Source organism: Paenibacillus xylanilyticus (assembly GCF_009664365.1).
In the GTDB taxonomy this organism is placed as follows: Bacteria; Bacillota; Bacilli; order Paenibacillales; family Paenibacillaceae; genus Paenibacillus; species Paenibacillus xylanilyticus_A.
This window is the reverse complement of record NZ_CP044310.1, coordinates 6,026,975-6,039,976: the sequence shown is the minus strand read 5'-3', so window position 1 is coordinate 6,039,976 and position 13,002 is coordinate 6,026,975. Positions and strand designations below refer to the sequence as shown.

The 13,002-nt window shown below is 50.7% G+C and carries 11 protein-coding genes and 1 riboswitch; all 11 genes read left to right on the top strand.

Going from position 1 to position 13,002, the window contains the following annotated elements:
* Nucleotide 1 precedes the first annotated feature (1 nt).
* Nucleotides 2-964 carry an iron chelate uptake ABC transporter family permease subunit gene (locus F4V51_RS26940; RefSeq protein ID WP_153980249.1) on the top strand — a complete coding sequence of 321 codons (963 nt, stop codon included), beginning with the start codon at nt 2-4 and terminating at the stop codon, nt 962-964.
* Complete coding sequence (locus F4V51_RS26935; RefSeq protein WP_153980248.1) at nt 958-1,716, top strand: iron ABC transporter ATP-binding protein; 759 nt, start codon at nt 958-960, stop codon at nt 1,714-1,716. The genes F4V51_RS26940 and F4V51_RS26935 overlap by 7 nt, the downstream gene beginning before the upstream one ends.
* A gap of 39 nt (nt 1,717-1,755) precedes the next feature.
* A complete protein-coding gene (locus F4V51_RS26930; protein WP_153980247.1) occupies nt 1,756-2,742 on the top strand; it encodes a siderophore ABC transporter substrate-binding protein in 987 nt (328 codons plus the stop codon).
* Nucleotides 2,743-2,919: 177 nt separating this feature from the next.
* Complete coding sequence (locus F4V51_RS26925; protein ID WP_153980246.1) at nt 2,920-4,503, top strand: spore germination protein; 1,584 nt, start codon at nt 2,920-2,922, stop codon at nt 4,501-4,503.
* Nucleotides 4,504-4,507: 4 nt separating this feature from the next.
* Nucleotides 4,508-5,707, top strand: a complete 1,200-nt coding sequence (locus F4V51_RS26920; RefSeq protein ID WP_162010001.1) for a Ger(x)C family spore germination protein — start codon at nt 4,508-4,510, stop codon at nt 5,705-5,707.
* The gene (locus F4V51_RS26915; protein ID WP_153980244.1) at nt 5,700-5,921 is read left to right on the top strand and encodes a hypothetical protein; all 222 of its coding nucleotides are present in this window, start codon (nt 5,700-5,702) and stop codon (nt 5,919-5,921) included. The genes F4V51_RS26920 and F4V51_RS26915 overlap by 8 nt, the downstream gene beginning before the upstream one ends.
* A gap of 53 nt (nt 5,922-5,974) precedes the next feature.
* Complete coding sequence (locus F4V51_RS26910; RefSeq protein WP_153980243.1) at nt 5,975-7,177, top strand: endospore germination permease; 1,203 nt, start codon at nt 5,975-5,977, stop codon at nt 7,175-7,177.
* A 130-nt stretch (nt 7,178-7,307) separates the two neighbouring features.
* Complete coding sequence (locus F4V51_RS26905; RefSeq protein WP_153980242.1) at nt 7,308-8,132, top strand: uroporphyrinogen-III synthase; 825 nt, start codon at nt 7,308-7,310, stop codon at nt 8,130-8,132.
* A gap of 196 nt (nt 8,133-8,328) precedes the next feature.
* Nucleotides 8,329-8,518: riboswitch (cobalamin riboswitch) on the top strand.
* A gap of 399 nt (nt 8,519-8,917) precedes the next feature.
* Nucleotides 8,918-10,816: a precorrin-3B C(17)-methyltransferase gene (cobJ, locus tag F4V51_RS26900; protein ID WP_153980241.1), complete on the top strand. Its 1,899-nt coding sequence runs from the start codon at nt 8,918-8,920 to the stop codon at nt 10,814-10,816.
* Nucleotides 10,817-11,019: 203 nt separating this feature from the next.
* Nucleotides 11,020-12,234, top strand: coding sequence for a sirohydrochlorin chelatase (locus F4V51_RS26895; protein WP_153980880.1), 1,215 nt, complete (start codon nt 11,020-11,022; stop codon nt 12,232-12,234).
* Nucleotides 12,231-13,001 (top strand): precorrin-6A reductase, encoded by a 771-nt coding sequence (cobK, locus tag F4V51_RS26890; protein ID WP_153980240.1) that lies wholly within the window; start codon nt 12,231-12,233, stop codon nt 12,999-13,001. The genes F4V51_RS26895 and cobK overlap by 4 nt, the downstream gene beginning before the upstream one ends.
* Nucleotide 13,002: the final 1 nt, after the last annotated feature.

The following is a 13,002-nucleotide window of genomic DNA, read 5'->3' as shown; positions in this document are numbered from 1 at the left end:
AATGAAATATTCAGCGAATACGCTAAAGTTTGGCATCTTGATCGCAGCGGCGCTCATTCTGATTGGTGTGTTTCTGGTCATTCAGTCGGGGGGCAACTGGGACTACATCCTGCCGCGCCGGGGGAAGAAGATTCTGGCCATCGTGCTCACCGGAGCATGTATTGCATACTCAACGGCCATCTTCCAAACGATAACCAACAATCGCATCCTAACGCCTGGCATCATGGGACTCGACTCCCTGTATATGCTGTTTCAGACGTTTGCGGTGTTTGTATTTGGAAGCAGTCACATCAGCTTTGTAAATAAAAATCTTAATTTTGCAGTGTCAGTCCTGCTAATGACTCTCTTTGCCCTGCTGCTGCATCAATTCATGTTCAGGCGGGAACGAGGGCGCAATATCTATCTGCTGCTGCTTGTGGGCCTGATTCTGGGAACGCTCTTTCAGAGCCTATCCTCCTTCATGGAGGTCCTGATTGATCCCAATGAGTTTCTCATCCTGCAAGGCAAAATGTTTGCCAGCTTTAACAATGTAAATACGGATCTGTTGATCATTTCGATGGCTTCCATCCTTCTGATCCTGCTGTATGCGCGGAAATTCACGAAGTATCTTGATGTTCTGGCACTTGGGAAGGATCATGCGGTGAACCTCGGTGTGGATTACCACTATATCGTGAAACGGCTGCTGCTCGTTGTCATGGTGCTGGTGTCCATCTCTACTGCACTTGTAGGTCCGATCATGTTCCTGGGATTGCTGGTCGTGAATCTGGCTCATCAGGTGTTCCGGACACACCGGCATACCGTGCTGATCTGGGGCTCGGTCATCATCGCCGTCGTTGCCTTGGTAGGCGGACAGCTGATCGTGGAACGGGTATTCACCTTCTCCACAACCGTAAGTGTCATTATCAACTTTGTAGGCGGTGTGTATTTCATCTATTTGCTGCTAAAGGAGAGTAAGTCGTGGTAGAAGTCAGAAATGTCTCAAAACAATACGGCGGCGTCCGGGTAGTGGATGACGTATCACTGAATATTGCCAAAGGCAAGATCACGTCCTTTATCGGACCGAACGGTGCCGGCAAAAGTACACTGTTATCCATGATCACCAGGCTCATTGGCAAAGACACCGGTCAGGTCCTGATTGAAGGCAAGGAAATTGAAGGCTGGAAGAGCAAGGAGTTATCCAAGAAAATATCCGTGCTTAAACAATCCAACCATATCAATATCAGGCTGACGGTGGAGGATCTGGTGGCGTTCGGTCGTTTCCCTTACTCCCAAGGACGGCTTACTCCGGAAGACCGTCAGTGGATACAGGAAGCCATTGATTATATGGATCTTGGTCCGTACCGCAAACGGTATTTGGACGAGCTTAGTGGTGGACAGCGGCAGCGGGCGTACATCGCGATGGTTATTGCCCAGAACACTGAATATATTCTGCTGGATGAACCGCTGAACAACCTGGACATGAAACATTCCGTGCAGATTATGAAAGTACTGCGCAGAATGGTGGACGAGCTTGGCAAAACGATAGTCATTGTCATTCATGACATCAATTTTGCATCCTGCTACTCCGATTATATTGTTGCGCTCAAGGAGGGCCGGGTTGTTCAGGAAGGTAAAACCGAAGATATCATTGATACGGAAGTATTACAGCAGGTATATGACATGCATATTCCGGTGCAGGTGATTGATGGACGCAAGATTTGTGTGTACTTTTCGTAAGAAAATTAAACCAATATAGAGAGTGAGAGGTGTCTATTTATGAAAAAGGGTTGGTTGTTTACGCTGCTCGTTGTATTGTCTGTGGTGCTGGCAGCATGCGGAGGTAATAAAACAGCGGAGAATGCGGGTGCGAGCACAGGTACAGGTTCAGAGGCCAATGCGGGGGCAGCACAGTCCAATGAGGAGATTGTGATTAAACATCAACTTGGCGAGACCAAAGTGAAGAAAAATCCGCAAAACGTGGTGGTGTTTGACTATGGTGTACTGGACACCCTGGATCAGTTGGGCGTAGAAGTTGCCGGTGTTCCTCAAGAAGGCGTTCCTCCATATTTGGAAAAGTATAAAGACGCCAAGTACACCAACGTGGGCAGTTTGAAAGAAGCCGATTTTGAGAAAGTAAATGCGATGAGCCCTGACCTGATTATTATCTCGGGACGTTTGGCCGATTCATATGAAGAATTGAGCAAGATTGCACCGACCATTCATATGGCAGTAGACAACGAGGATTACATGAATTCCCTGACGGAAAACGTGAAGACACTTGGTGAGATTTTCGGCAAGGAAGCAGAAGCGGAGCAAGCATTGACGACCATTGAAGCATCTGCCCAAGCATTGAAAGACAAGGTAACGGCAGCAGGCAAAAACGCACTGATCGTGCTGACAAACGAAGGCAAACTGAGCGCATATGGTGCAGGCTCTCGATTTGGAATCATTCATGACGTATTTGGTTTTAAACCAGCAGACGCCAATATTGAAGTGTCCACGCATGGACAGAGCGTTTCCTTTGAATATGTCATGGAGACCAATCCGGATTACCTGTTTGTGGTAGACCGCAGCGCAGTGGTTGCAGGCAGCGGGGAAGCAGCTCCAGCTAAACAGGTCATCGAGAATGATCTGGTTAAGAATACAACAGCGTACAAAGAAGGACACATTGTGTACCTTGATCCGAACTACTGGTACTTGTCCGGTGGCGGCCTGGAATCCATTCAGGAAATGATCAAGGAAGTGGACGCAAGCGTCGAATAACGGAAGTATATAACAGCAACATATTGGAATGGGGAAGAAAGGATCTCTGCGAACGCAGGGATCTTTTTTTTGTTTTCCTGAAGACGGAAGCATGCATGGATTTTTGTAAATCGTCCACATAATTCCCGTTCATTTGGCACAAGCTACCTTGTATAAAAAAAGAGCGGAGGGACGGACATGGCCGACAGGACAACAGGAAAAGAAGCTGCCTCAAACGCAGCCGAAAAAAAACATATCCCCTTGGGGCTGCCGTCTCCGCCCATACTGAAGCAGCCGATCGGATTGACGCATGAGAGCCATATGCTTGCCCTGGAAGACATTTTCTCGGACAGTTCGGATGTGGTATTCCGCAATGTCATGATATCCCCTGAAGTTCAGGGACTTCTGGTGTATATCGAAGGGATTGTCAATTCAGCTGATATCCAGGATCATATGCTCCGTCCACTCATCCGGGGGCTGGTCGAGCAGCGTACCGATGAGCCTGACGTCCCCATCGATGATACACGCATTGCGCTAACACAGGTGAAAAAGGTGGACTCCTGGGCGGAAGCAGCCGATGGTGTGCTGGAGGCATCGGCCCTACTGTTGATTAATGGAAGCCGGGAAGCCTGGCTCTTTAATGTCAAAGGCGGCGTGCGCCGGGGAGTAGAGGAACCTCAAACCGAATCGGTTATTCGGGGACCCCGCGAAGGATTTACGGAGACACTTCGTGTAAATACAGCTCTGATCCGATTCAAGTTGAAGAATTCGTCACTCAAAATGTTGAGCATGACCATCGGGACAGAGACCAAGACCAATGTGGTATTGACATATCTGGACGGAATAGCGGATTCGAACCATATCAAGGATGTCAAGGACCGCCTGAACAAGATCAAGATTGATGGCATTCTGGAAACGGGATATATCGAGGAATTGATTGAAGATCATCCATATTCCCCATTCCCACAGATGCATTATACGGAACGCCCGGATACGGTCGTGGGGAACCTGCTGGAGGGCCGCTTTGCGATTCTGGTGGACGGCAGTCCGTTTGCCCTGATTGGTCCGGTGACCATGTGGCAGATGCTGCAGGCCAGTGAGGACTATTATGAACGGTTCTTTATCACCAATCTGGTGCGATGGATCCGGTTTCTGTTCGTGGCCATTGCCTTGTTTCTGCCAGCGCTTTATATCGCCATCACAACGTTTCATCAGGATATGCTTCCAACAACGTTGATTCTGAGTATTGCCGGAGCCAGGGAAGCCATTCCGTTCCCGGCTTTGGTGGAAGCTCTTATTATGGAACTTTCATTCGAAGCCTTGCGTGAAGCGGGGGTCAGGTTACCGAAGACGGTGGGTCAGGCAGTCAGCATCCTGGGTGCACTCGTAATCGGGCAGGCTGCGGTTCAGGCCGGGATTGTATCGGCGCCCATGGTTATCATCGTATCCATGACAGGTATTGCATCGTTTACCATCCCGCGCTTTAACTTTGCCATTACAGTTCGTCTGCTGCGGTTTCCGATCATGCTCCTCGCCGGAGCACTTGGACTGTACGGTATTGTTATCGGACTGGTATTGATCTCGGTCCATCTGACGCAGATGACTTCCTTCGGGGTCCCTTATCTGTCAGGGCTGAGTCCATATCACAGAACGGATACCAAGGATATTGTAATTCGTACACCATGGTGGAGAATGATCAATCGTCCTTCCACGGTTCATCATGATAAGAAGCGGATGAACGCCAAGATTAATGGATCGCCGGAAGCAGAGGAGGGGTGGTAAGCTCATGCATTTCATGCAGAAATACCGCACCGTAGTGCTTTTGTTCCTGTGTACCCTTTTGTTATCTGGCTGCTGGGATCGGGAAGAGATTAATGATATTGCCTTTGTCATTGGCATAGCCGTGGACAAGGAGAAACAGGATTACAGGACAAGTCTGCAGATTGCGCTTCCGGGTCAATCCGGTGCTTCGGGAAGTGAAGGCGGCGGGGGAGGGACAAGCGGGGACAAATCCTGGTTCATGCTGTCCACAACCGCCAAAACGTTTCGCGGGACCTCGCTAGAAGGGCAAAAGGCTCTATCCCGGCGCCTCTATTATGCCCATCGTCGTACGCTGCTCATCGGAGAGGATCTGGCCAGGGAAGGCATTGCTCCGATGCTGGACCTATTAACCAGATATCCGCTGAACCGCCTGTCAGCCATGCCAGTCGTGACCAAGGGGGAAGCATTTAAGGTTCTTGATACAGACGCACCGATTGAAAAATTCCCTTCGGAGATGGTACGGGAGCTATGCTTCCTGAATATGCGGCATCCGCGCTCCCTGAAAGTATTTATCGACTCCATCCTCTCGGACGGAATCGATCCCTTTCTCCCGATTGCTTCCGTTTCGGAAAATGTACCGAAGGATTGGAAGGATGTCAAAACCAATATCAAGCTGGATGGACTGGCTATCTTCAAAAAGGACAAACTGGTGGGAATGATCGAAAAGGCACCAGCAGATGCACTGATTTTGGCCATGGGTGAAGCCAATACGCCAGAGGTAATGGTTAAAGCTCCAGAGGGAGAGGGGACGTTGTTCCTGAAGCTGAACGAAAACAATTCTTCGTTCCAGCCGCATATTCGTAATGACAAAGTGAGTGTCACGATTCAACTATACGCCAAGGGAGTTTTGGTGGATAACGAATCGAATTACGGCGACCTGCGGGAACGTGAGATTTTGACGCTTAACGAAGCTGTTCACAAAAAAGTGAAGGAAGATATCGAGGAGGGCGTAAGGCTGCTCCAGAGCAAGTATAATGCCGACATTCTGGGGCTGGGTCGTTCCATACATCAGCAGATGCCGAAAGAATGGGACAGGATCAAGGAACGTTGGTATGACATTTATCCGAATATGGAAGTCGTGGTAGAGCCCCATATCGTCATTGAGAATGTAGGCATTACGAATAAGCCGATTGGATTGACCGAGGAGGAGATCGTGCATGATTAAGCCGCTCATGTTTACTTATCTGGCAATGGTCATCGCTGTTGTTTTCATGGACTTTAAGCACTTGAAACAGGCAGCGGCGATTAACCGATGGTTATCTTATGGGGTAATTGCAGTAAGCATCGGGATTTGGTTTCAGGTTACTCACCTGAGTAAAACCTTCTTCCTAACTGTATGGTTAACACACTTGATCCAGCGGCTTCTTCCATTACCTTGAACAGGAACCTGGTCTAGGACGTTTGGCTTGTTAACATAGAAAGGAGGGAAGGAATGAATCAAGGGGTTACCAACCGTCAACTGGTACTGCTTATCATGCTATTAAGCATAACAAATACGCTAATACAGCCGCATGCTCAAGCGATATTTTATGCTGAGCAGCATGCCTATCTATCCTATATCCCCGTTTTTATCGTTATGGTTGGCTCCATGTGGATGTTGAATCGTGTACAGGGGAGATTTCCTGATCAGGACCTGTTCGAATCTTTGGTCGAAAGGTTCCCTCTGTTGGGACGGCTGGCAGGGTCGTTGTATATCTTCTTCTTTCTGATTGTGTTTGCCCGTGACATTCGCCTCATCGGTGACTATGTCAGCATCACTTTATTGGAGACAACACCAATCTCGATCATTGTACTGTCTCTGTTGGTGATGGCAGTGTTCATCGTAAGGGGCGGGCTGGGTTCTCTGATTGGGATGTCCGAGTTATACATTACACTCTTTTTATTGAACTCGGTCATTGTTCCATTCATGCTCATTCAACAAATCAATCTGGATAACCTCATGCCATACTTTGATATTGATGCTGCAGGTGTGGGCAAAGGAAGCTGGTATATCTTCTCTTTCTTCGGGGAGATGATAGCATTGCCTTTTGTGGTCAAGGGGAGGGACTTTCGTTTCAAATCCGTGGCATGGGGGATTACGATCGCTGCCCTGCTGATGATGTTAATCATGGTGGAGACCATTACTTCAATTGGTGTACCCATTGCATCAAGGCTGGTATATCCATCTTACGAGCTCGCCAGACAACTGCAGGTCAGTGATTTTCTGGACCGATTTGACCTGGCTTTAGCTGCAGTTACCCTGCCGGCGATGATCACGAAAATTGCCTTTGATCTGTTTTTTATCTGCTGGGGATTGAAGCGAATGATTCCTAAGGTATCCGGGAAGCTCATGACAGGTCCTGTTGCACTGGTAGGATTCGTATGTGCGTTCTGGTTTTTCAAAAATGCAATTCAGCTGTTCCGCTTCACGCGGGAATGGACATGGATTGCCATTCTGTTCGAAGTGATCTTTCCAATCATTCTTTTTGTGTTTCTTCGACCACGTAAAAAGGAAAGGGGTTCCTCACGCCAAGGAGAGAACCATCGCGATACAACCCAAAAACAGCATGAGCAGGAGAAGAAAGGACGCAATTCCGATCAGGAAGACAACACAGGAAAAGATGAAATGCAGGGGGGCGAGCTTCAGCCTTCCTGATGCCAATCATAAAAAATCGTTATAGAAGAACACGCCAAATGACGTGAAACAAGGTTTCCCTCCATGAAACTACCCTGTATACTGTAGTCAAACGAATGACGTTCGGACGAACGAACTGGGGGGAACATGAATGGCTCAACATTTGGCCGGTATACGTGTAGCACTGACGGGACCGCGTAAATCCAAGGAAATGGCGTTGTTAGTTGAGAAAATGGGTGGTATTCCACTCGTGCGGCCAGCACAGGGAACGGTATTCCTGGATGATCGGAACATACGCGACGGTCTCGTCTCCTTGATCTCTGATCCACCCGACTGGGCGGTATTAACTACAGGCATGGGACTGGATGCCATATTTGAAATGGCAGAGGATATGGACATAGCTGGTCAACTGCTGGATGTCTTGGCGGAAGCCTCCATTGCAGCAAGAGGATACAAAACGGTGAACTCACTTCGCAAGCGCAAGCTTGCACCGCTGGTCCGGGATGATGACGGTAGTACGGACGGACTGATCCGAGAATTCGCGCCACATAATCTTGCCGGCAAAAAAGTCATGCTCCAGCTTCATGGAGAAACTGCACCGAAGCTGGTCAACTGGCTGGAAGAACAGGGTGCTGAAGTAAGACAGGTTCTGCCTTATCGCCATGTACCACCGGAAGAGGCCGAACTGGAACTGCTTTTGAATGAAATCGTGCAGCATGAGGTCGATGCCGTAGCATTCACCAGCGGCCCCCAAGTACGGTTTCTGGCAGCATACGCAGCTTCCCAAGGCAAGCTGGAACAGATGCAGCAGGCTTTCCGGGACGGTGTGATTCCTGCATCTGTAGGTAAGGTGACTGCAAACGCCATGCGTGAAGAAGGAATTGAAGCACTTGTTGTTCCGGAGGAAGAAAAGATGGGAGCACTCATCGTTGAACTGGGACGATATGTTGCTGCAGCACACGCAGAAAAATCCTGATAAGTAGATCAGGACGCAGGTCTGTTAAAGGATTCGATAAGATCGTTATGAGAGCTACATATATGGATATCAACATTCAAGTTCTGATCTGTTCTGGATCAGAACTTTTTTGTGTTTTGTCTGAACATAGAATTGTGGACAAGCATCATAAGCATGGACATTTTTTCCTGAGCGGTGTTATGATGAAAGCAATATCATTCATGAAAACAAGCAAGGTGCTCTTGCGTCGAGCAAGAGGTAACAGGGAATCGGGTGCAAATCCCGAGCGGTCCCGCCACTGTAATGGGGAAGCCCTTTTCATCCAAGTCACTCGGACATCCGGGGAAGACAGAAAAGGAAGCTGATGATCCAGAGCCAGGAGACCTACCTTGCATGTGTCACCGAACCCTTCGCGGAAAGGAGTGGTGTACGAAGAATCAGGAAACGGGCGAACAACCGGTTCGCCTGGCAGGCCCTTTGCGGCCATGCAGCCACAGGTCTATCCTCTATAGGGGCCGTGGACTGTCTTCTTGAGTGTACGTACATGCGTATCCCATCCGTTATAAGGATGGGATTTTTTTGTTTTTTACAGTCGATCCGGAACTGGATTTAATCGAACATGCCGCGAAGAAGAAGGTCGGTCAAGCCGTCCTTTTTCACTGTTTTGGAATAGCCGGGATAAGAGGCTTGAGCTGCACGGAGCAACTCAATCATCAAGAGCTGGCTGCAGACGACGGCTGAGGAAGCAATGATATAGATGTGATTGACGTGCTAAGGGTGAACAGGGAGATGGAGGAGGAGAAGCAATGCAGAGTCAAGGAAAGCTGCTGATTATCGGATTTGGCCCAGGAGCGATGGAGCATATCACCACCCGGGCATTGGAGGCACTGCGGGAGAGTGAGGTCATCATTGGTTATAACACTTACGTTGATCTGATTCGTCCACTCCTGGACGGACAGGAGATTGTACGGACAGGTATGACCGAAGAAGTAAGCCGGGCACAGGAAGCGGTCAGACAGGCCGAGCTGGGCAAAATTGTTGCAGTAATCTCCAGTGGTGATGCAGGTGTGTATGGCATGGCTGGATTAGTGTATGAGGTGCTGATGGAGCAAGGCTGGAAGCCGGAAACGGGTGTTGGCGTTGAGGTTATCCCGGGTGTATCTGCCATTCAATCCTGTGCTTCCTTGCTTGGCGCACCCGTGATGCATGATGCATGTACGATCAGTCTGAGTGACCACCTTACGCCATGGGAGACGATTATTCGCCGAGTTGAAGCAGCAGCATCAGCTGATTTTGTCATTGCTCTGTACAACCCTCGCAGTGGACGCCGGACACGCCAGATCGTGGAGACGCAGGAGATGCTGCTGCGGTACCGTAGTCCCCAGACGCCTGTGGGGCTTGTAAAAAGTGCCTATCGTGAACGTCAGGATGTCGTGATGACCACGCTGGAAGACATGTTGAACCATGATATCGGCATGCTGACGACCGTGATTATTGGTAACTCCTCGACCATGATGTACGAAGGACTCATGGTCACACCGCGTGGATATCAGCGGAAATACACGCTGAATACCGTGGAACAGCCGCTCAGACCACATGAGCGGCTCCGCACGGAAGCTGAGCCTTGGTCGCTCGGCGCGATGGAGGCACGTTCTGCCGCTTCCGCCGATGCAGCAGGCACAGTCCGCGATACGCAGACCGCGCAGCCAGCTGCGGAACCAGCCCTGCGCGGCGCCAGCGCCAGTACGGGCATGGGACCGCAAGGGCAGCAGGGCGCTGGCTTGCCTGCTGCTCAGCCAGCGGGCGGCAGCACCGCAGTGCTTGCAGCCGAGCGGCCTGGAGCGGTGGAAGGCGCACCTCGTGCTGCCCTGGCGGTGCCACGTGCCGGTGCGGCCGAACTGGCTGCCGAAGCACTGACGCGGCTTGCGGCAGGCGGCAAGCTCGCTGGCGAAGCAGCCAGCCGCTGGCTGGATGCGGCGGGGTCAGGCGTGCCAGCAGCGACGCCGCAGACTGCAGGGGCAGCTGCTGTGCGGACAGCACCCGAGCCGGGACGCAAGGCACCGCTGTTCGAGATTGGCGTGTCGCCTGGCGTCGGCAACAAGAAGTTTACCGCAGCCCAGATGGCGCTGCTGGCACAATGCGCGAGTGAAGAAGGCGAGCTGGAATACACGCCGGAGCATCAGATTATTTTGCGGGTACCGACCTTTGAGCCGGATCAGCTGGTAGAAGAACTGCGTGCAGCGAATTTTATCGTGGTGCCGATCGGTGACGTTATCAAGGTGAAGGCCTGTGACTTCTGCAACATGGAGAAGGATGATGCCGTTCCGATGGCCAATCATTTGCAGGCTGTTATAGGCGGACTTAGTGCGCCGAAAGAGACCAGCGTGGCTCTGAATGGCTGCGGCATGGCATGTTACGGTGCCGTGCTCGAGGACATCGGCATCGTCTACCGCAAGGGCGGATACGACCTGTTCCTTGGCGGCAAGAAGTTCGGACGAAACGCTCACCCTGCCCAGCCGGTAGCCGGAGGGATTCCAGGTGATCAGATTGGCGGGATTGTGGAGCGAATCGTAGCGGAGTACAAGGAAAAGGGACATCCCAATGAGAGGTTCCATAAATTTTTCAAACGGGTTGGAGTAATCCAAGGCTTCCGTCACGTCGATGCGCCTGTGACCGTGGAAGTAAACCCGGTATGCGGCGACTAGGGATCGCGCGCGAGTGTTGTTACCATCTGATATTTTATAACCAGCATTTGTAGTTATACCAGAAAAATTCCAATGCACTTATATATAGATCGAGATGATTGGGTAACCAGGTTACCCTGCGTAAAAGGCTCGTTTACCGAGTAAGAACAACCTAAAATTGAGATGCCTGGTCTATGGATCAGGCGGGGGAGGAAGAAGCCATGATGAATGCCATTTTGCTGGTTGGACACGGCAGCCGTGATCCGGAGGGAAACCGGGAGTTAATGGAGTTTGCACGAGCGGTAGCGGAGAAAGCGCCGGAGAATACCGTGGTAGAGACCTGTTTTCTGGAATTAACAAGACCGAGCATTGCTGAAGGCGTTACGGCTTGTGTAGATCAAGGGGCAACGCGTGTCGTATTGGTGCCGATTATTCTGTTTGCTGCGGGCCACGCCAAAATTGATATTCCAAATGCCATTGACCGGGCCAAGATCCGTTATCCGCAAGTGGAATTTGTATATGGACGTCCGATTGGCGTACATGAGAAAGTCGTTCAAATTATGCAGACCCGCCTGCAGGAAGCTCAGCCTGTTCTTGTTACCGCGGGCCAAGGCGGCGCAGCAGTGGTGGCTCCGCCAGCTCCCGTCACGGATGAAGAGACAGCCGTACTTGTCCTTGGGCGGGGAAGCAGTGACCCGGATGCCAACAGTGATTTCTTCAAAATGACTCGGATGTTGTGGGAGAAACTCCCTTACAAGTGGGCCGAAAGCAGCTTTATTGGTGTGACGCAGCCTTCCTTCCCGGATGGTTTGCAGCGTTGTCTCCTGCTCGGAGCGAAGAAGATCGTCATCATGCCTTATTTCCTGTTCACAGGTGTGCTGATCAAACGCATTGATGAGATGACTGCAGAATTTGCTGCGGCACATCCGGACATTCAGGTGGAGATCGGAGGATATTTTGGATTCCATCCCAAATTGGTGGAGCTGGTATTGGAACGTGCGAACGAAGGGTTGAATGGACGGGTAATGGCCAACTGCGACAACTGCCAATTCAGACTTGAGGCTGCCAAACATCACCACCATCACCATGATCACGACCACGATCATGACCATGATCACCATCATCATGATCATGCACATGATCACAGCCATGACCATCATCATCATGACCACGACCATGGACACAGCCACGATCCTCACGCCCATGATCACGAGCACCACCATGAGGAGCAGCATACTCACGAACATGCCGTGAGCAGCCGTGAAGCATCGCTGGATTATCATCATGACCACGACGGGGAACTTCACCATTCGCATCATGACCACGAAGGTGCGCTGCATAATCAAGATGAAGAGGGCGGAGACGGAGAGAACACCTCACCAGAAGATGCAGGGCATGCTCAGATCGCAGCTGCTTCGGAGCGGGTGAACCGTCCATGATCTTGATGTTATGCGGTACAAGTGATGCGCGGGAATTGGCTGTGCAGATTCAGCAGCAGGGGATGGACGTACTCACATCGGTTGTAACCGAGAGTGCAGCGCACAGTCTGTCCGAGGCGGGGCTGCCGGTTCGAACAGGCAGGCTGACGATCGAAGCCATGGTCCAGCTTGTCCGTGAAAAAGGAAGCCGTGCCATCGTGGATGCAAGTCATCCCTTTGCGGAAGAGGCCCATGCCAATGCCATGGAAGCAGCCAGACAGGCAGGAATCCCTTATATCCGTTACGAGCGAACGGGACTTGCCTACGATGACCATCCGCTGCTTCATGTCGTGCCTACCTATGAGGAAGCCGCTCTTAAGGCAAAAGAACTCAAAGGTTCTGTCATGTTAACGACTGGAAGCAAAACGCTGCAGATTTTCACCAAGCATCTGCTCGGTGATCCTGACATTCGTCTCGTTGCCCGTATGCTTCCGCGTCTCGACAATATGGAGAAATGCGGTGAACTGGGTGTGGAACAGCGCAATATTATTGCGATGCAGGGACCCTTTTCCCGTGAAATGAACGAAGCATTGTACAAGCATTATGCCACCACCGTTATGGTCACTAAGGAAAGCGGCAAGACCGGAGCTGTAGATGAGAAGATTCAATCTGCACTGGAGCTTGGCATTCAGGTTGTATTGATATCCCGACCAGAAGCCGAATTCGGAACGGTGTTTGATGAGTTTGAAGGCGTACTCTCCGAGTTGAAGCGTGTATTGATGGAGTAGA

Bases quoted from the DNA above. Each gene is read 5' to 3' on its own strand.
- F4V51_RS26920 (WP_162010001.1), top strand. From the start codon at position 4,508: ATGCATTTCATGCAGAAATACCGCACCGTAGTGCTTTTGTTCCTGTGT.
- F4V51_RS26910 (WP_153980243.1), top strand. From the start codon at position 5,975: ATGAATCAAGGGGTTACCAACCGTCAACTGGTACTGCTTATCATGCTA.
- F4V51_RS26915 (WP_153980244.1), top strand. From the start codon at position 5,700: ATGATTAAGCCGCTCATGTTTACTTATCTGGCAATGGTCATCGCTGTT.
- F4V51_RS26925 (WP_153980246.1), top strand. From the start codon at position 2,920: ATGGCCGACAGGACAACAGGAAAAGAAGCTGCCTCAAACGCAGCCGAA.
- F4V51_RS26905 (WP_153980242.1), top strand. From the start codon at position 7,308: ATGGCTCAACATTTGGCCGGTATACGTGTAGCACTGACGGGACCGCGT.
- F4V51_RS26940 (WP_153980249.1), top strand. From the start codon at position 2: ATGAAATATTCAGCGAATACGCTAAAGTTTGGCATCTTGATCGCAGCG.
- cobJ (WP_153980241.1), top strand. From the start codon at position 8,918: ATGCAGAGTCAAGGAAAGCTGCTGATTATCGGATTTGGCCCAGGAGCG.
- F4V51_RS26930 (WP_153980247.1), top strand. From the start codon at position 1,756: ATGAAAAAGGGTTGGTTGTTTACGCTGCTCGTTGTATTGTCTGTGGTG.
- cobK (WP_153980240.1), top strand. From the start codon at position 12,231: ATGATCTTGATGTTATGCGGTACAAGTGATGCGCGGGAATTGGCTGTG.
- F4V51_RS26895 (WP_153980880.1), top strand. From the start codon at position 11,020: ATGAATGCCATTTTGCTGGTTGGACACGGCAGCCGTGATCCGGAGGGA.